At 43.2% G+C, this 22,048-nt stretch carries 20 protein-coding genes; 19 read left to right on the plus strand and 1 reads right to left on the minus strand.

The window, feature by feature from the left end:
• Positions 1-14 precede the first annotated feature (14 nt).
• Positions 15-863 (minus strand): adenylate/guanylate cyclase domain-containing protein, encoded by an 849-nt coding sequence (locus OEV42_02505; GenBank protein ID MDH3973128.1) that lies wholly within the window; start codon positions 861-863, stop codon positions 15-17.
• A gap of 283 nt (positions 864-1,146) precedes the next feature.
• Between OEV42_02505 and OEV42_02510 the strand changes: the two genes are divergently transcribed.
• From OEV42_02510 to OEV42_02600, 19 genes are all read left to right on the plus strand, one after another.
• Positions 1,147-1,839 carry a response regulator gene (locus tag OEV42_02510; GenBank protein ID MDH3973129.1) on the plus strand — a complete coding sequence of 231 codons (693 nt, stop codon included), beginning with the start codon at positions 1,147-1,149 and terminating at the stop codon, positions 1,837-1,839.
• Between the two features lie 18 nt (positions 1,840-1,857).
• Positions 1,858-2,649, plus strand: a complete 792-nt coding sequence (locus OEV42_02515; GenBank protein ID MDH3973130.1) for a response regulator — start codon at positions 1,858-1,860, stop codon at positions 2,647-2,649.
• Positions 2,650-2,733: 84 nt separating this feature from the next.
• Complete coding sequence (locus OEV42_02520) at positions 2,734-4,476, plus strand: hypothetical protein (protein MDH3973131.1); 1,743 nt, start codon at positions 2,734-2,736, stop codon at positions 4,474-4,476.
• Positions 4,477-4,500: 24 nt separating this feature from the next.
• A complete protein-coding gene (locus tag OEV42_02525) occupies positions 4,501-5,247 on the plus strand; it encodes a response regulator (GenBank protein MDH3973132.1) in 747 nt (248 codons plus the stop codon).
• A 282-nt stretch (positions 5,248-5,529) separates the two neighbouring features.
• Positions 5,530-6,282, plus strand: a complete 753-nt coding sequence (locus OEV42_02530) for a response regulator transcription factor (GenBank protein ID MDH3973133.1) — start codon at positions 5,530-5,532, stop codon at positions 6,280-6,282.
• A 473-nt stretch (positions 6,283-6,755) separates the two neighbouring features.
• A complete protein-coding gene (locus OEV42_02535; GenBank protein MDH3973134.1) occupies positions 6,756-7,256 on the plus strand; it encodes a hypothetical protein in 501 nt (166 codons plus the stop codon).
• A gap of 12 nt (positions 7,257-7,268) precedes the next feature.
• Positions 7,269-7,574, plus strand: a complete 306-nt coding sequence (locus tag OEV42_02540) for a carboxypeptidase-like regulatory domain-containing protein (GenBank protein ID MDH3973135.1) — start codon at positions 7,269-7,271, stop codon at positions 7,572-7,574.
• Positions 7,575-7,719: 145 nt separating this feature from the next.
• On the plus strand, positions 7,720-8,550 hold the full coding sequence (locus OEV42_02545; protein ID MDH3973136.1) for an N-acetylmuramidase family protein: 831 nt from the start codon (positions 7,720-7,722) through the stop codon (positions 8,548-8,550).
• Between the two features lie 193 nt (positions 8,551-8,743).
• A complete protein-coding gene (locus tag OEV42_02550) occupies positions 8,744-11,344 on the plus strand; it encodes a fatty acid cis/trans isomerase (GenBank protein ID MDH3973137.1) in 2,601 nt (866 codons plus the stop codon).
• Positions 11,345-11,515: 171 nt separating this feature from the next.
• A complete protein-coding gene (locus OEV42_02555) occupies positions 11,516-12,532 on the plus strand; it encodes a hypothetical protein (protein MDH3973138.1) in 1,017 nt (338 codons plus the stop codon).
• 196 nt (positions 12,533-12,728) lie between these two features.
• On the plus strand, positions 12,729-13,169 hold the full coding sequence (locus OEV42_02560; protein ID MDH3973139.1) for a hypothetical protein: 441 nt from the start codon (positions 12,729-12,731) through the stop codon (positions 13,167-13,169).
• A 20-nt stretch (positions 13,170-13,189) separates the two neighbouring features.
• Positions 13,190-13,507 carry a hypothetical protein gene (locus tag OEV42_02565; protein MDH3973140.1) on the plus strand — a complete coding sequence of 106 codons (318 nt, stop codon included), beginning with the start codon at positions 13,190-13,192 and terminating at the stop codon, positions 13,505-13,507.
• A gap of 43 nt (positions 13,508-13,550) precedes the next feature.
• Positions 13,551-14,711 carry an SIR2 family protein gene (locus tag OEV42_02570; GenBank protein MDH3973141.1) on the plus strand — a complete coding sequence of 387 codons (1,161 nt, stop codon included), beginning with the start codon at positions 13,551-13,553 and terminating at the stop codon, positions 14,709-14,711.
• 36 nt (positions 14,712-14,747) lie between these two features.
• A complete protein-coding gene (locus OEV42_02575) occupies positions 14,748-15,437 on the plus strand; it encodes a hypothetical protein (GenBank protein ID MDH3973142.1) in 690 nt (229 codons plus the stop codon).
• A 164-nt stretch (positions 15,438-15,601) separates the two neighbouring features.
• A complete protein-coding gene (locus tag OEV42_02580) occupies positions 15,602-17,710 on the plus strand; it encodes a hypothetical protein (GenBank protein ID MDH3973143.1) in 2,109 nt (702 codons plus the stop codon).
• Positions 17,711-17,741: 31 nt separating this feature from the next.
• Positions 17,742-18,836, plus strand: a complete 1,095-nt coding sequence (locus OEV42_02585) for a hypothetical protein (GenBank protein MDH3973144.1) — start codon at positions 17,742-17,744, stop codon at positions 18,834-18,836.
• Between the two features lie 809 nt (positions 18,837-19,645).
• Entirely contained in the window at positions 19,646-20,383 is a 738-nt protein-coding gene (locus OEV42_02590; protein ID MDH3973145.1) for an RDD family protein, read from the plus strand.
• 67 nt (positions 20,384-20,450) lie between these two features.
• Entirely contained in the window at positions 20,451-20,978 is a 528-nt protein-coding gene (locus OEV42_02595; protein ID MDH3973146.1) for a hypothetical protein, read from the plus strand.
• 17 nt (positions 20,979-20,995) lie between these two features.
• The gene (locus OEV42_02600; GenBank protein ID MDH3973147.1) at positions 20,996-22,048 is read left to right on the plus strand and encodes a hypothetical protein; all 1,053 of its coding nucleotides are present in this window, start codon (positions 20,996-20,998) and stop codon (positions 22,046-22,048) included.

Below are 22,048 nucleotides of genomic sequence, written 5' to 3' on the forward strand. Positions count from 1 at the left end.
ATTTAGCGGATTAATTATTTTTTATCCTCTTTTTTAGTGTCTGTCGCTGAGTGCGTTAAAGACCTTTTTTCACTTTCAGGCTGGAACTGCTTTATTATGGAACCTCCCTTCATGAGGAGGAAGACGACAAGGAAGGGGATGAGGGCCAGCAGCAGCAGTTTAAGGAGAGGGGGCATCCCCTTTTTTTTCTCTGCCCCTTCCGCTTTTTGCCCTGTAGCAACGGCTTTTTTATCTGCTTCTATTTCGTCTGTTTTCCAGAAAACCTTGTAAATCTTGAAGGGATCTTTTTTTCCCTTAAGGGTTGTCGTTTTTATAAAACGGCAATAGACGGCTGTTTTATCGGCCATTGCATTATAGGCGCTTTCCGAAATATAGATTTCACCGGCATTAGCCGATGATTCAAAACGGGACGCCACGTTAACGACATCGCCGTAAATATCGTTTTGTTCAACAATTCCTTCACCTGTATTAATGCCTATCCTGACCAGTATGGGGGCGCTGAATTTCTTTTCCAGATTCATCTTGTCGATGGTTTCCTGGAACTGGCTGGCAGCAATGACGGCGCTCTGGGCATCGGGAAAGTAGCTCATGGTGCCGTCACCCATGGTTTTTACCAGTACGCCGTTGTTATTGCTGATAATCGGTTTGAGAGCGTCATTATGCTGCTTGAGCATCATGCGGGTCGCCAGGTCGCCCTGAGTTTCCGTGATGGTTGTGGACCCCTTCAGGTCGGTAAACATGACGGTAATGACTCTGGTGAACTTTTCCTTGAAAAGGGAGTCCATCTTTACCCTTTCATCAAGGTAGCTTTCTATATCAGGGGTTTTTTTGCCGGGGCTTTTATCCCTTTCATCTTTCGCCATTTTTGGTTCCCTCCCATCAGGCCTATATTACATTTCTAGTTCTTTTGCAGCAGCTTGTCAAGGAACTTTTCAGGTTGATGGTGAGGGTGCATTGGATCTCGCTTAGGGTAAATATGGGGTATTTGTCACATTTATCATTATTTTTTCTGAAAAAAATGTTAAATAGCAATATATGTCGCATATTGAGCAATATATGTCGCGACAAAAAAATAGTAATATGGTATGAAGTACTGATTGCACGTATGATGTTGTAGGAGAAAAACTGGTTATGTTGTAGGAGAACATGAAGATTCTTATTGTTGATGATGTAAGGATGTCAATCGAAATGGGGAAATCTTTTCTGGAAAGTTCGGGCTGTGAGGTAATCTCGGCCGGTAATGGGCAGGAAGGCCTTGAGAGGGTCATTAATGATCATCCCGATCTTGTTATTACGGACCTGCACATGCCTAAAATGAGCGGAACCGATTTGTGCCGGTCCATTAAGGAGAATCCGGATCTTAAGGATTTACCTGTTGTTATTCTTACCTCAGACAGTAATGAGGAAAATCTTGAAGCGTGCCATAATGCCGGATGTAATGGTATACTCAAAAAACCCTACAATAAAAGTGAGATTATTGAAAGTGTCAGACAATATATTAAGATTATATGCAGGAAGCATAACAGGGCATCTGTCGATTTTGATGTTTTTTATAATTATAATGGTATCAATTGTTCTGAAAAAGTGACCGATATCAGTTTGGGCGGTATGTTTGTCCGGTCGGACAGGCCCCCTCCCATCGATTCAACAATCAGCTTTTCGCTCCTGATAGAGAGAGAGATGAGTGAAATCAGTGTGAAGGGACGGGTCGTTAGAACAGTTATAGGAATGAATTCTTCTTACTATGAAGAACCAGGTATGGGAATCATGTTTGAAAGCCCGCCTCCGGAACTGCTTTCTATCATCAGTAAGCTTGCAGGAGATGGTGATAAAAAATAATCAGGAAAAAAGGAAGCTATGGAAACAAATATTATGATGGAACCAATGGAAGACGCTAATATGGCAAGACCGGCTATTTTGATAGTCGATGATGAGAAGAGACTATTAAAAAGTCTTGCAAGGCTCCTGGAAGATTCTTTCCAGGTGCATACCGCTTCAGGGGTGGAAGAAGGACTTTCTATTCTTGACAGGGAAGCTATTTCTCTGGCGCTTCTCGATATTAACATGCCGGGAATGACCGGTGTCGATATGCTGAAAAAAATAAGGCAGGAGATGATGGACCTTAAAGTGATCATGATGACGGGACGCCGTGATTATGAGTCCGTCGTAAAATGCGCCGATCTTAATGTTCAGGGTTTTATTGAAAAACCTTTTGATGTCGATGTCCTTGCTGAAAGGATGCAATTGCTCATCGGAGGAAACTGCACGCCCCTTCTTTCGGAAATACTGGGTGATGATTGCGAAGAGCTTCTTTCAAGTTTATCGGCTACTACCAGGGCGGCAATTGAATATATTGAAAAAAGTTTTCATCTCAATATTAACCGGGAAAAAATAGCTGCCTACCTTGAAATAAGTCCTGCCTACCTCAGCACTTTATTCCACAAGGATTGCCACATTCATTTAAAGCGGTTTATTAACAGGTACAAGATGATCTACTGCAAGAAAAAGCTTGAGAATAATCCCTATGCAAATGTAAAGGAGCTGGCCCGGTCCATCGGCGTTTCCGATGTGAATCATTTTGGCAAGCTCTTTAAGAAAGAGACAGGGATGACACCTCTCAAATTTAAGGATTTTATCATAAGGGATTGATGCTTTTCTGCTAATACCTATTAATCTCTGCCTTATTCCGGTTATCTTCAAAATGTCTGTAATCAAAATATGAAGGAGAAATAAATGAAAAAAATCCTGGCTCTTATTATCGTACTTTGCATCATTGCTGCCGGCCTCTGGTACTTCCAGCAACCACCTGCCGTCAGGATCGGCGCAAGCGAATATCTGCCTCGCGAAACGCTTTTTGTCATTGAAATACATGAACTGGAAAAAGCTATAAAAGAATTTAAGGAAAGCCGCCTCGGCAAGAACCTGGGCAGTATAGATATTGCAGGCCTGATGGAGCAACTGGGGGCGAAAGAGGAAGATGTTGAGCGCTACAGGGAGGGAGAGGAGCGCTTCTTTTCTGCGCTGGATAGCAGGGGGACTATGGAGCTTTTCGGTAAAGAGCTTCACCTGGCCCTGCTGCCCGTGGGCGACTCTCTTGAAAAGCCGGAAGATTTTCTGGAAAAAATAATGATCATTGCCTATCCGAAACGGAATCCGGACTTTCTTGAAGTTGCAGGCGCTTTCTTTACCGAGGATAGCAATATAGAAGAGAGCGCTTATGAAGGCCATACAATCAAAAGCATTAAGGGGGAAGATGATCTCTCCATGCATTACTGCTTTACAGAAGGTATTATGCTTGCGTCTTTTGGCATGGACCCTATTAAAGGCGCTCTGGACCGGAGAAAGAGCGGGGAAGAAAACCTCTCTGCCAATGATGAGTACAGAGATCTGCGTCAGAAGGTATTCAAACCCCGCAGCCGTACCTTTGCTTACCTTAATATAGGGAAGATAGGCGAAGATCTTAAATCGCTGGTCCTGGCAAAAATTCCTCAGGGGGAGGGGGGCGATAAGGAAAAGGCGGCCCTTGAAAAGCAGCTTGATTCTTATGGCGGTTTCAAATCTGTTGCTTACAGTTCCTATGGCAGGGAGGGAGATGAATTAAGCGAAAAAGTGCTCATTACCCTAGACGGCAGCAAGCTCACGGCAGGACAAAAAGCAAGCTATCTTGTCAAGCCGGGAGAAAATAATACGCTCTCAATGATTCCTGGAAAAACCATTTTTTATAACTGGGCAAATAACCTGGAAATCAAACATTCCCTCAATGATTACCTGTTCCGTGAAGGGATGACGGAAGAGGGGATGGCTGCGCTCAATAAAAAGATTGAAGAAATAGCGGGGGCGACGATAGATGAAATAGACGAAACCCTGGGCGGTGAGATCGCTATTATGATCACTGATGTCAAGACTGGCGGTTTGTTCCCCGTTCCCGTATTTGCCCTTATGGCCCAGGTGAAGGGAACGGAACTGGTGGAAGATTTAATCCTCTCCCTTGTTAGCCGTTCAGGCATGGCATTGGAAAAGGAAGTTCATGAGAGTGTGGAGATAAAGCACCTCATGCTTCCTTTCGGGAGTGACATTCAACCGGCCTATACCTTTTACGATGGATTCTGGATAGTTGCTGTCAATCCGGGACTCATAAAAGAAATGATGGCCGCCAAAAAGAGCGGCAGGGGAATCAGTTCGGAGGAAATCTTTAAGAGTGTAGACAAGGGGCTCTCGGGAAAGAACAACAGTATCAGTTATATCAGGATGGACCAGGTTGCTGAAAAAATGGGGCACCTGGCCCAATGGGGAAAAAACATGCTAACCATGGAAAGTCCGGAAGCAGCGGAGAAGGGGGGTCTTATTGTTAAACATCTCGTCGATCCTTTTCTGGAAGGATTGAAAATGTACAAAGCTATCGGCACCAGGACTTTTATCGAAGGTGAAACGATAGAGGTGGATTCTTACTGCAAGGTAGAGAGTAAGGTCCTCTGATTAATAAATGGGGGATGTTTTTAAATGGATAAACCAAAGATTCTTATTATTGATGATGAAAGGAGATTTGTCAGCAGTCTTAAGAAGCTTCTTAACCTGGACTTTGAGGTAAGGACTGCGCCAAATGGCAAGAAAGGGTTCCAGCTCTTTGAAAAATGTTTACCGTCACTTATTCTTCTTGATCTCGATATGCCCGTCATGAATGGCCTGGAGGTTCTTGACAAAATACGAAAGATTGACAGGGATGTTTTAATTATCATTATGACGGGTCGAAATTCGCACCGAATGGCAAGGCATTGTGCCGACCTTGGTGTCGATGGATACATAGAAAAGCCTTTTGATTTATCTGCTCTCATGAGAAAGATGAACAGCCTTCTCGGTATAGGGGACTGTCAGGTGCTTCTTGATCTTTGGGGGGATGATTATGAGAAGCGAATAAGTCATGCAGGGCCACTTGTCAGGAAGGTGCTTGAGATTATCTGGCAGGATGAAGGTAAAAATTTCTCACGAAGCCAGGCAGCAAAAACACTGCAGGTTTCACCGGAACATTTGAGCAGAATCTTCCACGAAAAGTGCGGTATTCCTATGAGTGAGTATTTAAATCGCTACAGGGTGAGAAAAAGTTTTCCCTATCTCATAGGAAAAAGGCATCTTAAAATAAAAGATGTTGCCGCTGCCATCGGTGTAAATGACGCCAATTATTTTTGCCGCTTTTTTAAAAAAACGATGGGCATCACTCCCACCGAGTTTAGGGAGCGAGAGGCCCTTTGAATGAAGTTTATCGACAAAGCCTGCTTATCATTAAAATGTCGCAATTGCTCTGTTTCTCTTCTTTACAAAATCTTCAGCATGGGATATGTATATAGTCCTCGTTTGTTGTTTCTGTCAAATGATTAGGGGGTGAAGAAACAAATGGGCCGGAATAAAAGAGAGATAATTTTTATAGATCCGCATCAGCTTGCTTCTGGTGTGGATCTTTTTGTTTAATTCAAAATAATCCGGTAATAAAAAGTATGAACTTCAAGATAAATAAAGAGGGGGAAACGATTGTCAGTGGAAAAACCAACTATTCTCATTGCAGATGACGAACCTCGATTACTGGAAAGCCTGTCTCTTCTCTTAAAAAAGGATTTCCAAATTCTAACTGCCTTAAACGGGAGGGATGCGTGCATAACTTTCAAGTCCAACCCGTCGCTCTCTCTCATCCTTCTCGATATCGATATGCCTGTCATGAAGGGAACGGAAGCCCTTGAAAAAATCAGGGACCTGAGCAATGATGTAAAAGTCATTATTATGACCGGCAGAAGCAGCCATGACTATGCCAAGAAATGTGCAAATCTGAATGTGCAGGGCTATGTGGAAAAACCTTTTGAAGTTGATCAATTAACATTACAGATAAAAAAGCATCTGGCCATGGAGGAGTTTAAAGTCCTTAAAGCTCTCTGGACGGATAATTATGATGAGCGGCTTGCTTCATTAAGCGATTTAAACAGAAGAACGATCCATTTTCTGGAAAAGCAGTACCATACGAGATTGAACATAAGGGAACTTGCGAGCCGTTTCAAGGTAAGCCACGAACATCTGAGCAGGACCTTTCACAGGGAGTGCGGTATCCCTTTAAAAAAATATATCCGTAAACTAAAGGTTGAAAAAGGGAAGGAATGCCTCCTCAATAAAAACAGTTACAGCATCAAAGATATTGCCATCTCCATCGGTATAAGTGATGACAAGCATTTTTGCAGGGTTTTTAAGGAAGAGACGGGCCTTACTCCCGGCGAATACAGGAAAAGAAGAGATTGTCTGTGACTATCTGCGGACTGTAGCGTTTTTCGTTAAATCTCAATTCTGCACACCAAGTATCAATTCTATCCAATTTACAGTCCCGCTCTCGTCTATTATATTTACTGTCATATCTGAGTGGAAAAGCAGCGCATTAGATAGTGATGCTAAAGCTGCATTGCGAGTAGGGTCATTTCCCCCTTTCCCGTCATGGGAGAGACTCAGGAGTGAGAGTGCTGCGGGGGGGGGGCGCATCAGGTTTTCACAACTTTTTCAAGAATTATACTTGCAGTGAAAAATACTAACGGCCACACCTGAATAGCCGCGCTTTCCTGAGCTATTTATATAGAATGGGTTCATTCGCATTTTAGTTGAAAAAATCATCTTAACCACGGAGGCGTTGAGACAGGGAGGAATAATAAAGAAAGACATCATACATGACATGCTGCCAAAATACGGTATATGCGCAGCCTCATATTAAAAAAATCAAGGGAGTTCGAATGTCAACACTCATTGTAACAAGCACATTTTTTGTTCTGAGCCTGGTAGGGGCGGTTGTTCTTTTCAGGTTTTTCAAATCCGCCGCCATTGTAAAGACAAAGACCTACCAGGCGGGCGGCGCCATCGCCGGATTTATTATTATTTACGCCCTATTGTACGGCTCATACGCAAATATTGAAAAGGACGGACAGAAAAAACTGCTTGAAGACTATGAAACGATCAAAGTGGAGCTTCAGCAACTGAGGAAAAAGCTTGAGCCCAAGTCTATTTCAGGGACGGTGGAGCCTTTCAGGGACAATATTAAAGTCGTATTGGCCGTTAAAGAAATTGATACGGACAACCGGGGTAAGTTCAGGCTGAAAGCGCCCTGCATCGACCCTGAAGAAGATGACGTCAGGCTTTTTATAATGACCGAGGAGGGAAGTTTTGACTGGGCAATTTACTCGGAAGAAGAGATGAAGGATATTAATATCCCCATTTCAAATAATGGATCCCATTGAGGAGGACAGGTTGTGAAGATTATTAGACAGATATTTTTTATGGCGTTTCTTATGTTGATAACAGCTCCTGTTTCTGAAGCGGCTGATGTGGCCACCGTTATGGGAAAAGTAAAGGGCAGGAATAACAAGCCCCTTTCAAGAGTTGTGGTAAAGATAGGAGATAAAACAAGCTTTACCGATGTGAAAGGGAGTTACCGGATTAAGGGTGTTCCTTTCGGCAATTATACGGTCAACATAAAACGGGCGGGAAAGGTTCTTGAAAAAAAAGAAGCGCAGATTGACAAGCCGCGTATAAAGCTAAACGTGGATCTTCGATGATATGTATTTGAAAAGGGAGAATAAGGGTTATTTATTAATATCAGTGAAAATGAAGATCGGGAGACAGACTTAAATCAGAGACCGATAAAAGAAGGATGGCAAGGGGTCATCCTTCTTTCTATATGAAATAAGTGGAGGTGGAAAAATGAAACTTTTAAGAAAAGGTTCCAGGGGTGAAGAAGTCAAGACCCTTCAGCAGTTGCTCGTAAAGCATGGCTACAATATTGATACTGATGGTATTTTCGGAAGCGGCACGGAGAAGGCGGTGCGGAGTTTTCAGGCAAAAAACGGTCTTGATGCCGATGGGCTCGCAGGGAAGAACACATGGGCGGCTCTTGAAAAGGAAAAGGTTGGTGAAAAGGAGGTCTCTTCAGATGAAGCCAAAGGCGATGGCCGCTTTTTAAACGAGCAGGATATAAGCGATGTGGCCCTTGAAATGGGCGTTGAAATTCCCGCTATTAAGGCGGTTTATGAAGTTGAGTCGAGGGGTAAAGGCTTTCTCGATAATGGTGATCCCAAAATACTTTTTGAAGGCCACATATTCTGGCGGCAGTTGAAGAAAAAAGATATCGATCCTGAAGAATACCAAAAAGGGAATGAAGATATCCTCTACCCCAAGTGGGACAGGAGTCATTACAAGGGAGGAGTGGGAGAATACGACCGGCTGGGCCGTGCCAGGGAGATAGATGAAGAGGCGGCCCTTTGTTCGGCCTCATGGGGTACCTTTCAAATTATGGGCTTTAATCACAAAAAATGCGGATTTAAGACGGTAAAAGACTTTGTCGACGCTCAATACAGAAGTGAAAGGGAACATCTCAAGGCCTTTGTCAATTTCATTAATGCATCAAATCTTCTCGATGAATTAAAAAATAAAAACTGGGCCGCCCTTGCAAAGGGCTATAACGGGCCTGCTTATGCCGAGAATAAGTACGATGTAAAGCTGGAAGAGGCCTATAAAAAATACGCTCAATCATGAGTTGCTTGTAATAGGCTGGCGCCCAATGTGGTTTATTCTCCGATAAGCTCGGTATGGCCATCCCTGTGCGTGTTTAAATGGCAACTGTCCAAGCCCTTTCCTTATAAATTTACGCTTTCAACAAATGAGCTTTGTAACCGTTAACAGGCTATAAAGGCGGGGGGATACCTTTTAGAGAGATGAAAGAATTATTATGAAAAAATATTTAACTATATTACTGGCGCTAGGCTTGTTTTCCATTACTGCAGAAGACCTTTATGCAAATAATCGACCTGTTCCCATCATAAGCGACCCGAAAGACGTCTATACGAATAAGATAAAACCGATTTTTGAAAAGAGGTGTGTTGTCTGCCACGCTTGCTATGACTCTCCCTGCAACCTGGTACTCACTTCTTACGATGGGCTGACGCGGGGTGGCCATAATTATGACCCCTATGGGACCAATGTAAAAGGCATAGACAAACAACGGCTGGGCAAAGATGCAAAAACAGTGGCCCAGTGGCGGGCCAATGGATTTCATGAAGTAGTGGACCAAAACCCTGCTTCTTCTGCCAGTGAAAAGATTGAAAAATCACTTTTGATTAAATTTGTTCAGTTGGGGGCAAAAAACAATAAACCGGGCAATATCTTACAAAGAAAACCGCCGAAAAATAAGGAATGTGTCCGGTCTGCAGAGGAATTTGACGGCCTTTTTAAGAAATCTTTTTTCAGCTACTTAAATCCCTTCTCTTTGTCAAAAAAAGAGAAAATAAGGAAAAACAGCGCCCTTGGCATGCCTTTCGGATTGCCGCCCCTTGATGAAAAGCAAATCAGCAGTCTTACTTCCTGGGTAGAAGCCGGTTCTCCGGGACCGACTAAAACAACTGAAGAGGCGGCCGGTAAGGTCAGCAACCCCGTATACATAAAAATAGCGGAGAGATTTTTAAACAGGGGGCATCTTTTCCCCGGTTCCGATGAAAAGAAAGGCCGCAAATACAGGTGGACGGCCAAATACCTGTATGAACACCTTTATATGGCCCACCTTCATCATGAGGAGAACCCCGGTGAATTCTTTGAACTGGTGCGCTCCAGTACGAAAAAGGGACCTATTAAAGAGATCGTAACAGAGTTTTCTTACGATAATCCGGGCCGGGAGTTCTGGTACCGTCTTAAAAAAGTAACTCAAACCATCGTATATAAAAACCATATTGTTTATTCGCTTAGCAATGAAAACTTTAAACGCATCAATGAACTTTTTATCGATATTCCCTGGCCCGATGAAGAGTCGGAAGGCGGCGCGGGTATCCCTGAAGTAAACTGGGATAACCCGAACCCCTTTGTAAACTTTGCGCCAATACCAGCCAAAATCCGTTATCAGTGGCTCATAGAAAATTCAAAGGTAATGGTGGATCTCTTTACCCGAGGCCCTGTTTGTAACGGTGGAACAGCTACTTACGCAGTGCGTGATTATTTCTGGGTCATGTTTATGGATCCTGATTCCGACATTTCTCTCAACATACCAGGATTCTTTAACATGAAAAGTGGTTCCAGGAACAAAAACGGCAAACTTACCATGGCTGAATTATTAATGGTTCCACCATTAAATCCCAATGAATATGAGCAACCCTTTTTTTATACAAAAAGGCAATATGAGTATGAAAAATTTCATGCAAAAATGCTTGCTCAGAGCTTTCCTGAAGGCCTGTCGGAAGCTGACATCTGGAATGGAGAGTATAAAGAGAAATATTATGAGACGTCGAACAATCAAAATGCCCTTTTAACTGTTTATCGCCATGATCTTAGCGTCTCCGTCCATTTAGGGCGTATGGGAAATGTGCCTAAAACTGCCTGGGTTCTCGATTATCCGACATTTGAAAGAATTTATTACAACCTTGTTGCGGGTTTTGATGTTTATGGTTCCCTGCTGCATAAGCTGAGAACACGAATCTATATGGAGCGTCTCAGGCGCGAAGCTGAAGATAATTTTATTGTTTTTCTGCCTGAGGAAATGAGAATACCCGTCAGGGAAAGCTGGTATAAAAAAGACAAACAAAAACCGGATAAAAAAGAATTTTACCCTTTTGACGTGAAAAGCAAGGTAGAAAGAAAATATTCAGGGAGAATGCCTGCAATACTTGGCGGCATTCAACCGAAAGACCTGGGAGAAGGAGGATATGAAAAAGCAGGGAGGCAGTTCATGCGAAGGATGGTTGACCTGGTATTTTCAAAAGGAACATCAGGTTATCCGGATACCCTCAATGACCATCATTTTGCCGGAACAACCTTCAAGGGAGAGCTTCCCGAAACTTTTGAAGGGAAAGACCTTAATAGGGGAAGAGACTGGATGGAACTCCTGTCTCTGCTGACGAGGCTTGCCGATGTGAAAAAGCCCTTTGTCAAATTCTTTAAAGATGTTTCTTATCTTGCCCTCACACAGGAAGAGGGCAAAAAAACAATTTATTTTACCATTATAGCCAATAAATCCCATAAATCGATGAACGTTATTTTTGCTGAAAAACAAACGAGAGACCCGGAAAATGACACCCTCCATTTTGTTCCCGATTTAGTCATCAGCTATCCAAACCAGTTTTACGAAGTCCCTCTGGCTGAATTGCCCAAATTCATCACCATGGTGGAAGCCATGAAAAAGGAGGAAGATTACAAGGCCTTTGAGGAGATTTACGGAATTCAAAAGTCAAACGAGAAATTCTGGACATACTTCGATGACCTTCAAAAAAATATATGGGACAAATATCCTGTTTTCGGAGGCATTATTGATTTCAACAGGTACGGAACCCATAACTTTACTGAATAAAGTGTTGCCCGCTAAATCAATAAAAAGGCAAAGACTTCAAGGTAACCGATGATGATTAACTATTAGGGGTCATAAAGATAAAGAAGGGGGTGGCATGACTGAAAAAAAGAGTGAAGGTGAGGCTTGAGGGAAAGGAATTAAAACAGTTGTCATCATTTAAAAGGAGGATTTATGGAAGAAAAGAGCACATACAATCCCTATGCGCGCTTGAACCTGCGTGATCAGTTATACAGGGAAGCGCGGGCAATGGCTGAATACGCCCTTGCCGACGGAAACAAGGTGCCGGCTGCTGCTTTAAAAACAATTGAAAGTTTTACCGTTAAAGATGATGCAGGCATTGAAGAGGAGGCGAAAGTCAGAAAAGACATGGAAATCAGTGAGCTTGTTGTCGCCCACGGAATGCTGGTCAAAATCGTGGAGCCTGCCAAGCCCAGAACCATTCTTCTCCTCGATATGGAGCAAAAGGCGAAGGGATTTTTCAAATTTCTGGGACCTGTTTCACTTATTCGGCAGATGATGGGCGCCGCTATTTTATCACTGACCTTCTTCGTTATGTTGGCTATGACTGAAGCTGTCAGTGAAAAGGGTGGGAACATTATGTCTCAATTCGGTCCCGACCTGCTTTTAAATCTTCTCTTTTACCTTGCCGCTGCAGGACTGGGGGCTTCATTTGCCGGACTTTACACAGCAAACTCCTATATTACCAAAGGAACTTTCGACCCCACCTATCATGCTTCCTATTGGATCAGGTTCTTTCTGGGCCTCATTGCCGGCCTGGTGCTTGCCGTCATGGTTTCTGAAGAGTATTTCAAAATGAATGTAGGTGGTGACGTGGACTTTTTGGAAAAAGGCATCGTCAGACCGCTTCTTGCCATGCTTGGCGGTTTTTCAGCAGATCTGACCTATACTATTTTAAGCCGTTTGGTTGAAACCTTCCAGTCGCTCTTTATGGGGAGCGCCAAGAACCAGATTACGGCCAAAGAACAGGAACTAAAGGCAAACCTTGCAGAAGTTCAAAGCCAGCAGCAGGTCAGTATGGCCTCCAACCTGGTCAATCTCCAGCAGGCCATCGGCGTCGGCGCCAAAGCCGAGGATGTAAAGAAAAAAATCAATGACATGATAGTAGACGTCATGCCCGGCGCAATGATGGAGTCAGAGGATTCACTGGAGGACGCCGGCAAAGTGTAGGGTGCAGCTTGTCTGGTTTTGGATAGTAATCATTGGAAGTTAAGGACTGCACTGTAAAAAAAATAAAGGTCAGGAGGCATTCACCGCTCTTTAAGGCTGGAGATAGCTCTTTCAAGTCAATTACCCCCTTGCAATCCATGTGGAGTGCGCCGCCAGGGATTCAAATAAATATAACTTCAAAAAGAGGAGGTTCACGATGAAAACAGGGTATAAAATTTTATCGATAAATGTATTGGCGGCGCTATTTTTAGTGCTCTTAAACGGATGTACTGTTAAGTATGTTGCAGAATATGACGCCGGTATTAAGGAAGAGATTGTAGAAATTGCCAAAAAGGTAGATATATTTTGGGGGGAATTGCTCGATAGGGACGGTGATGACAGGAAATATTCCAGCTTCAAAAGCGCATACAACGAAATCGAGGCCGATATTAGAGGACTCGTTATGAAGAATGAAATTCGTCCTTTAAACAAGGCGTCGACAAAACAGGTAAGGATTGCGCTGGACTTATGGGTGGAAGACAGGGAATTGCATAAAAAGAAGGATGGATTTTCTGACTTTCAGGCCAAAAGGCACAGGAAGCAGTTTAACAGGGTATTTACGGCTATGGCTATAGGGGAGGATCTTAAAAAGCAATAAACACTTTATCTGCGGAGGGAATGATGGGATTTAATGTTGAAGATGTTTTGGAGCAAATGGCTGATGCCGCGAATAGTGAAGTCGTCGATAGTATCGGTGATATAAAGGCGTTTACAAAAGAAGTGCTCAAGAGGAAAGAAGAATCCTTAAAGGAACTGGCTCTGGCAAGGGCCGCTGATGAAATCGACGATGAAATTTTCAACATGGAAATAGAGCGGGAAAAGAAGGTTGTCGAAGCGGAGCTTTTAACAATGCAAATAATGACAAAAGCATTTGCCCAGAAAGCAGTTAATGCTGCCCTTAATATATTTGCCGCTTCCGTTAGAGCGGCGCTGTGAGGAGTGATTAGAAAATTTTCATCACTGATCAAAGAACCGGATTATGGAAGAAGAAATAGCGCGTCTTAAAAAAGCATTTACTAAAAATAATCTTTCCCTCTATCTTGGCGCCGGCCTTTCGGCAGGCAATGGATTGCCTACCTGGGAAAAACTGGTTTTATCCATGTATTATTCGGCCACCAGTGAGCAATCGCTGGGAGGCTGGCGGCCTTTTTCGAATTATTTGTATGCAATTGCTGAATGGCATCTGGACCGCAACCATGAACCTCTGGAGATAACGGCAAGAAAGCTTCGCAAATATTATTCTGATAAAGCGAACGGGCAGGATGAATTTCTAAAAAGTATTCGTGAAACTTTGTATGGCGGCTTTTTATATGCCGATGGGACACGGCAGGATATACATGCTGATGCTCTCAGGTCCGGCAATCAAACGCTCGACGCTGTTGCAACTCTCTGTGAAAAGAGTTCGCCCGGAGCGAAGGGTGTTAAATCGGTCATTACCTATAATTACGACAATTTATTGGAAATTGCCCTTAAAGACTATGCTTTCCATTCTATTTTCAATGCAATAGACTTCGATTCGGGCAAATTGCCCGTCTACCATGTTCATGGTCTTGTGCCCCTCGATGACAGTCCGGGGTCCGATCCTGAAGAGATCGTTTTTACGGAAGACCAGTATCATTTGTCGGCCCGCGATTCCTATTCATGGGCAAATCTCGTGCAAATCCAGGCTATGTCCGGTTCAGTGGGTCTCATGATAGGACTCTCTTTATCAGACAGAAATATGAGGCGGCTCCTCGATGCCATTACCAATGCGCCTATTGATTCAGAGAATTATGCATTGCTTCAAAAGAAAAAGTTTGAACCTCCCCCTCCTGAAGAACTTGAGAAGATTCATGAAAATGCAAAAAAGTATTTTGATAAATTTGAAAGAAGCGGCCTTAAAAGTGACGGAAATATGCTGGATACGGTCTTCACACTTAAGCCGGGGAGAAAATCTGAAGAGCCCGACCTGAACTTCGGTGCACTCGGTATTAAAGGACCTCGTTACATGTATGAAATTATCAAGATTCTTGGACAGGTAGAAAGGCTTGATGAGGAACTGCAAACCTATGTGTTGGAACAATTGGGGATCAGGCCCATCTGGTATGAAGAGCATCATGAGATACCTGGGATTTTGAAGCAGATTTATGAAACTGCCTAAGAAATAAAAGATAAAGCAATTATAGGAGAAACTGTCATGGATCATTTAGCCGACAAAATAAATCCGGTCAAACAAACTAATATTCGGGCTATCGGCCTGATTGTTCTTATTGCAATCCTGATCATTGCTTATGTTCTCAGGCCTTGCGTTCTTGGATTCAAAGCGGCAGACCAGATAAATTTGCCCACCATGTTCGGCTCTCTTATATTAATTGCTCTTTTTGTTGAACGATCCATAGAGATGTTTCTTTCCGTCTGGCGCAGCCAGGGTGCGGACAACCTTGACCGTATGATTGAAAAGAGCCGCAGGGATGTTGAACTTAAGCAAAAGGAATTGGAAAAACTTCCTGATAATGTTAGCAATAGTAAAGGGGAAGAAGCGAATAATAACTTATCTGCGGCAAGAGAGTCCCTCGATAATGTGGAGGATAAGAGAGTAGCATACCGTGTTGATTCAAGGTTTATCGCACTGTGGGCAGGACTTTTGATCGGCATCTTTGTTTCTCTGGTTGGCGTTCGCGTACTGGGCAATATAGTGGAGTTTAAATGTGAGAAAGACTTTCAAGAGGGACTTTTCACTGTCGTCGATATACTCTTAACGGGTTCAATGCTGGCAGGTGGCTCGGAATCCATAAACAGGTTGATGAAGGTGTATAACAATGTAATGTCTGCTACATCTGAAAGAGCAAAGGGTAAAGGGCAAAAGGATCAAGACGAATCTCAGTGAGTTTATACTTTCGCCCGGCTTATCTTATGAAGTTGAATCGGCTTTAAAAAGGGCTGACTATTGTAAACCCTGAATATGTATCGAACCTCTGCGCCTATGATTCTGCATGCCTGTGCCATTTATCCCTGCCCCTGCCTGCATAATGAAAAAATGGAGTTTAATTAATGATTTCTAAAGCGGCAAGGTTGGCAGGGGAAAGCTTATGGCTTATTTGTATAAGTTTTTTTCTGCTCACTTCCTTTCTTGTATATAAACATGTGGCTTTTAAAAAGTCTGTTTACCAGTCGGCCAGGGAGGAACTGGTCCAGCTGACTTCCGAAGCGGCAAAAGAGATTGACAAGATTCTTATGGAGACCATGGAGTCTGCTGCTGCTCTGGCAGAGGGACTCAGCAGCGGTAAAATAAGCAGGGAAAATATGCATGAGCACCTGAAAGAGATGCTGCTTGAGAATCCCAATTTTTATGGTGGAACCATTACCTTCAGGCCCTATGGTTACGATTCCCGAAGAAAACTCTATTCAGCCTACTATTCAAAGTCGGGCAACAGTGACACTCTTGAATATGTCCAGCTTGATGAGCTTTATGATTATACGAAATCTGACTATGATTGGTATGTAGAGCCCATGCTTAAAGGGAATCGCTGGGGGGAGCCCTATTGGGATGAAGCGGGTAAGACTTATATGACAACCTTCTCTGCGCTCTTTTATGCGGAAAATTCTGAAGGAGATGAAAAAATACCGAAGGGGCTTGTTACCATTGATATCTCCATGAGCCGTATGAGAAACATTATTGAGTCTTTAGATATCGGCCCAAGCGGTTTCGGCGCATTGACGACGCGGGAGGGGAATTACCTCTATCATCCCAATTATAATTATGTACTGGAACATAAGAACCTCATTGATATTGCCGGTGAGAAAAATGATGATGACCGGTTGATGCTGGCTAAAAAAGCCGCCCTGCGAGAAAGTGGGGTAATCGATCATGTTAGTACGACAACGGGTCAGCTGTCATGGCTTATCTTTGAACCTGTTCCCCTTTCGGGCTGGTCCTTGCAAAATACCTTCATCAGGGATGACGTACAGGTCGACGTCGATGCCCTTAGAAAGCAGGTCATATGGATCATACTGTCTGCTATAGCTTTTTTATCTTCGCTGGCAGCGGTTATTCTCAAGGTGCAGCCTGGTAATCCCTTAAAGGCCTGGGCTCTGTCCCTGTTTGTTTCCCTTTTATTTGTTATTGGTATTGCCGCCATCTGGAAACTGGCGCTTACCTACAATGCGCTTGATAACGGTTCCGGCAAAAAGATAACCCATAAAAGCGCGCTTGGAACAATAGTAAAAAAATATGACAAACTTATGGAGAAGAAAAAGCTCTCTCCTCCCACCTATATTCCCACCGGTATTTTTATCGATGCCATCAAACCGGGCAGCGCCAATGACGTGACAGTGACAGGCCGCATATGGCAGAAATATCCTGCTTCTTTTCCCGGCCATATGGTGAAAAAATATCATATCGGCCGTGCCAAAAATATTAAAATCACTAAAACGGATATTCACAAAGTGGGAGATGAGGAGATTGTCCACTCCCAGTTCCAGGCTGATCTGCGTACACAACTCGATTATTCACGCTATCCTCTTGAGGTAGAGCACATCGGTATACAGATTTTACCATGGGAGACGGACCAGAACCTTTTTCTCGTCCCCGACCTGGATGCCTATAAATTGTTGGCGGCATCATTATTGCCGGGCCTTGACAAGGAGGTATTTATTCCCGGCTGGGAGTTGACGGATACCTTTTTTATGTTGAAGAAAACGCCTGTTAATACCAACTTCGGCATAAAACAGAACTTTGACCAGGATGATTTTCCTGCGCTTTATTATGAAATCGGAATGAAGCGGGTTTTTGTTGACGCCTTTATTTCAAACCTTACGCCCCTTATCGTTGTTACTATTATTCTTTTTTCCGTTACCTTGCTGCCCGGCAGTATAGATATAAGCCGGGTGCTGAGCATCTGCGTCTCCGTTTTCTTCGTCGTTGTTTTTTCCCACCTGGCTATTCGTAAAAATATTTCCATTGGCGAGATATTTTACCTTGAGTATTTCTTCTTTGTTATCTATGGCATCATATTGCTGGCGCCTATGAATGCCTTCAGGGTAGCCCTCAATATAGAAAGCAGGTTCTTCGAATATGAAAATGGCCTTCTTTACAAGGTCGCCTATTGGCCAAGCATATTGGGCGTTTTTTTCGGTATTACGACATGGAAATTTTATTAATAAATTTTAAAGCGGGAATGGGCAGATAAAAATGAATGAACAGAAAAAGCAAATTGTATTAGCCTCCTGGGCTGTATTGCTGGCCGGATTTTACCTCATTGTCGGATACCTGTCATGGGAGACGGTTTACCTGAATAAACAGGAATCCCTTTTGCGTCATGAAGAGAGGCTTGATCCGAATCGGGAAGAAGATGGCCGCACGTCCGTCAAAGTCTCTCAAATAGAAGCGGGCAGGAATAATAGCGCCGGAAGAGTTCGTACAGGTATTTATATCGATCGTATTTTAGATCTTTCCACAAAAGATACGGTATGGACGGCGGATTTTTATATATGGTTTAAATGGAGTGATGAGGAGCTAAAGCCGGGTGAAACTTTTCAGGTTATTAACGGTGATATTCAATCAAAGGAAAAATTGGTTTCTATCAAAGAAAGTAAAGAATTTTATGAACTTTATCGCGTCACAGCCAATATTACCAAGTTTTTTAATATTACCCGTTATCCTCTGGATGATCATTTGCTGACCCTTAGAATTGAGGACAGGGATTATGGCTGGAAGCAGATCCGGTACATTGCCGACACTGAGAATTCTGATTTAAGTTCCAGGGTAAATATCCCCGGCTATGAAATATACGACACAAAAGTGATAGAAAAACTGCATGCTTATAAAACGAACCGGGGAGACCCGCGTTTTTCAGAAGATCAGGGGGTATATTCACAGCTTGTTTATGGCATATGGATAAAAAGGCCTGACTGGGGGCTTTATTTTAAAATGTTCCAGGGCCTCTTTGCATCGGTGGCCATCGCTTTACTTGCTTTTTTCTTTTCACCAACATCGGGAGATCGTATCGGCCTCGGTGTGGGGGCTTTTTTTGCCTCTGTTGCCAGCAGCTATATAAGTCTCAATGAATTGCCCGGAGCTGGCCTTAGAACAATGACAGACATGATTAACGGCCTGGGAATGACGACCATATTTTTGACATTACTCGGTACGATTATTTCTATGCTTATTACCAATAAAGATGGTGAGGGGGCATTGGCCCAAAAGGTTGACCGCTTATCACTTTCCATCTTTGTGGCAGGCTATGTTCTTGTGAATGCTGTCGTTGCTCTGTCGGCTTCTATCTAAAGATTGATATAACCTTATTAAACTCAGCTTCTCAACGTTAGACCTGGAAACAGCCGTTGGAACCAGCAATGTCCGGTTAGGAAATTGCTCCATGGTCCTCCCCCTTCAAGGGGGAGGTCAGGAGGGGGATGGGTTATTATTTTTTGATACCATTTCCATGTTAACCCATCCCCAACCCAACCCTCTACCCTCAAGCACCCCCTGCGGAGTATAAAGGACATGGAGACCCTTGAAAGGGAGGGGGGGCTTAAATTTCTGCAAAATCCTAACCGGACACTACTGCGTTGGATCATGGTTTCCAGTGCAAGCTCTTGTTTCCACAGCACTTCCAAAAAATGCCCCTCTATGGGTGAAGCTAAGATTTACTGAAAGCCCTGTGAAACCTGGATGTTACACTCTAAATTCATACCCTGCTGCCACTTCCAAGATTATCAACTCTATTCAACTGCGTTAACTGCATTTCCCCTTTTCAGCTAAAATACAAAAGAGAGCAAATTACTGTTTCAAACTTTAATGCTTTTCGAGAGGAGAATTATTAACATTTTGAAATAATAAAACTTTTTTATAGATGGAGCTTGATAAAAGGTTTGCTTTGTTGATATAAATACCAAAGAAGAGTTCTAATGTTTAGTCTGAAAAATACCGGGAAAGAGATGTCGAAAAAATCTGACCTTTTAACAGGGTGTATTCTCAATTGGACATAGATTTTCTATGATTTTGAAGGTATTGAGCCATCCCTGGTGGGCCTGGATTTTGCATTAATGTTTAAAACATTTTTAATTAAACTATTTTAAAGAGGAGGCGACATTATGCGATGGTTTTATGCAGTTGGCAAAGAGAAAGTAGGTCCCTTAACGAAGGACGATATAGAAAAACTGGCAGGTGAAGGAAAAATAACTCCGTCGACTCTCGTCTGGGCTGACGGCATGAAAAACTGGACGCCTTACGGAGAGATCAATCCCGGTGTGCCTGAAGTAAAAACAGCCGAGCCGGTGGGTGTGGGGCCCCTTGTCTGCTCCGAATGCGGCGGCTCTTTCCCCGCTGATGAAACCGTCAAGTATGGCAAACTGGTTATTTGTGCATCATGCAAACCGGCCTTTTTCCAGAAGGTGAAGGAAGGCAGAAGCACTGCAAGTACAATGAAATATGGGGGATTCTGGATCAGGTTTGGAGCCAAGTTTCTTGATAATATTATAACCAGTCTTGCTTATCTGGCTTTTGCTTTTCTCCTGGGTTTTCTTATTCAGGATAATCCGGAAAGTGCGGCGGCGGCTTTATCCATCGTATTTGTACAATTTGCCATACCTATTTTTTATAATACCTATTTTCTGGGAAAATACCAGGCAACGCCGGGGAAGATGGCCGCTGGTCTTATTGTCGTATCGCCTGAAGGTGAGAGTATTAGTTATGGCAGGGCCTTTGGAAGATACTTTGCCGAGATGCTAAGCGGACTTATTCTTGGAATCGGTTACTTTATGGCAGCTTTTGATGAAGAAAAAAGGTCACTCCACGATAGAATCTGTTCAACGAGGGTCGTTAAAAAATAAGGCAATCTTTTAAGGACTATAATCGGTGATAAACTGCAGTAAATGTGAAAGAGCCCTTCCGGCGGAAATGTTGAATGTGCGGGAGATGATGGCCTGCCCCAATTGTGGGGTTTCAATGCGGGCCATGGTCTTTCCTGCTCTCTTTGCCCAAAAGGGGGAGATTGACAGGGAAGATCATATTCTTGCCGAAAATGAGGCCGGCTGTTTTTATCATCCCGGGAAAAAAGCAATTGTTCCCTGTGCTGAATGTGGACGTTTTCTCTGCGCCCTCTGCGATGTTGAACTGGGTGGAAAGCATGTTTGTCCCACTTGTATTGACAGCGGCAAGAAAAAAGGTAAGTTGAAGACCCTTGAAAATCACAGGACATTATATGACGATATTGCCCTTTCGCTGTCAATTATGCCCCTGCTCTTTTTCTGGGTAACTCTAATCACTGCACCGGTGAGTCTCTTTTTTTCCATCCGCTATTGGAAGGCGCCATCGAGCATTATTCCCCGGACTAAAATCAAATTTATTTTTGCATTCATTTTATCGTCTTTGCAGATAATGGGATGGACATTGTTTTTTATGAATATTATACCGGAACTAATCTGAAGAGGGCATGAATTATAATGGCAGCCAGGGCAAAAGAGTATATTAAGCTACCGGGACGTGGTTTAAAAAGAGGGAGTATCATCTCTATTGTCGGCATACGCGCGCGACTTTGGCGGGGAAAGGACCACATTCTAAGCGTACTCAATTTTGGCTATTTTGAAGAATACAAGCGCTTTTATTACAAGGATATTCAGGCCTTTACCATAAGGAAAACAGCAGTCAGCGTCATATGGAGTTTTATTTTTATTATTTTAGCGCTTTTTTGGGGCGCCATTGCCATGACTTTGGAGCTTTACGTCTCACCCCTTGTCTGGTTTATCTCTGTCATTTTTCTTATTTGTCTCATCATAAATATTATTCGCGGTAAGTCATGCGTAACAAGTATTCATACTGCTGTTGGCCGTGAGGAGCTGCCTTCATTGGGTCGCCTGAAAAAAGCGGTAAAAGTTATTTCTTTACTGGAACCATTTATTGAAGAGGTGCAGGGAAAACTCTCTTCTGAAGAAATACGCCATTTGTCGCAAGAAATCTCACATGAGATATTACCGGCCCCTCAGCCCAGGTCCGGGGAAAAGCCGTCCGGCTATAGGGGGAAATTTCATAAATTCCTTTTCCTTATCCTGCTTATTGACGCCTTTCTCGGCCTGGTCAGCTTTTTCCAAAATAACATGTTTGTGAGCTTTCTCTCGCTTATTTTTTTCTTTGCAATCAGTGTGCTGGCAATCCTTTCGCTCATTAAGCAACATAACAGCGCCCTCGGAAAGGGAGTCAGGCGGGTTACCTGGATTACCATGGCCTATATCGTTGTCATGTATTTTGCCAGCTACATTTATAATGTCATTTTCATTGCCATGGAAAATCCCGAGGCAATGAACAATCAATGGAAACAGATTGAAATCATGAGCGCACGTTCACCTTTTGACGATCCTTATTATATGGCGCTCCTCGTCACAGGTATTGTCTCTTCATTATTACTGAGCGCTTCAGGGCTTGCCCTGCTTCGTTCTTCTGCCGGGGAAATTCCCGCTCTTTCCGAGCCTCCTCCTTTGCAGTATGAAGATATAGTGTGA

It is taken from the genome of Deltaproteobacteria bacterium (assembly GCA_029860075.1).
Taxonomy (GTDB): domain Bacteria; phylum Desulfobacterota; class JADFVX01; order JADFVX01; family JADFVX01; genus JAOUBX01.

Bases quoted from the DNA above. Each gene is read 5' to 3' on its own strand.
- OEV42_02505 (MDH3973128.1), bottom strand. From the start codon at position 863: ATGGCGAAAGATGAAAGGGATAAAAGCCCCGGCAAAAAAACCCCTGAT.
- OEV42_02510 (MDH3973129.1), top strand. From the start codon at position 1,147: ATGAAGATTCTTATTGTTGATGATGTAAGGATGTCAATCGAAATGGGG.
- OEV42_02515 (MDH3973130.1), top strand. From the start codon at position 1,858: ATGGAAACAAATATTATGATGGAACCAATGGAAGACGCTAATATGGCA.
- OEV42_02520 (MDH3973131.1), top strand. From the start codon at position 2,734: ATGAAAAAAATCCTGGCTCTTATTATCGTACTTTGCATCATTGCTGCC.
- OEV42_02525 (MDH3973132.1), top strand. From the start codon at position 4,501: ATGGATAAACCAAAGATTCTTATTATTGATGATGAAAGGAGATTTGTC.
- OEV42_02535 (MDH3973134.1), top strand. From the start codon at position 6,756: ATGTCAACACTCATTGTAACAAGCACATTTTTTGTTCTGAGCCTGGTA.
- OEV42_02545 (MDH3973136.1), top strand. From the start codon at position 7,720: ATGAAACTTTTAAGAAAAGGTTCCAGGGGTGAAGAAGTCAAGACCCTT.
- OEV42_02550 (MDH3973137.1), top strand. From the start codon at position 8,744: ATGAAAAAATATTTAACTATATTACTGGCGCTAGGCTTGTTTTCCATT.
- OEV42_02555 (MDH3973138.1), top strand. From the start codon at position 11,516: ATGGAAGAAAAGAGCACATACAATCCCTATGCGCGCTTGAACCTGCGT.
- OEV42_02560 (MDH3973139.1), top strand. From the start codon at position 12,729: ATGAAAACAGGGTATAAAATTTTATCGATAAATGTATTGGCGGCGCTA.
- OEV42_02565 (MDH3973140.1), top strand. From the start codon at position 13,190: ATGATGGGATTTAATGTTGAAGATGTTTTGGAGCAAATGGCTGATGCC.
- OEV42_02570 (MDH3973141.1), top strand. From the start codon at position 13,551: ATGGAAGAAGAAATAGCGCGTCTTAAAAAAGCATTTACTAAAAATAAT.
- OEV42_02575 (MDH3973142.1), top strand. From the start codon at position 14,748: ATGGATCATTTAGCCGACAAAATAAATCCGGTCAAACAAACTAATATT.
- OEV42_02580 (MDH3973143.1), top strand. From the start codon at position 15,602: ATGATTTCTAAAGCGGCAAGGTTGGCAGGGGAAAGCTTATGGCTTATT.
- OEV42_02585 (MDH3973144.1), top strand. From the start codon at position 17,742: ATGAATGAACAGAAAAAGCAAATTGTATTAGCCTCCTGGGCTGTATTG.
- OEV42_02590 (MDH3973145.1), top strand. From the start codon at position 19,646: ATGCGATGGTTTTATGCAGTTGGCAAAGAGAAAGTAGGTCCCTTAACG.
- OEV42_02595 (MDH3973146.1), top strand. From the start codon at position 20,451: ATGTTGAATGTGCGGGAGATGATGGCCTGCCCCAATTGTGGGGTTTCA.
- OEV42_02600 (MDH3973147.1), top strand. From the start codon at position 20,996: ATGGCAGCCAGGGCAAAAGAGTATATTAAGCTACCGGGACGTGGTTTA.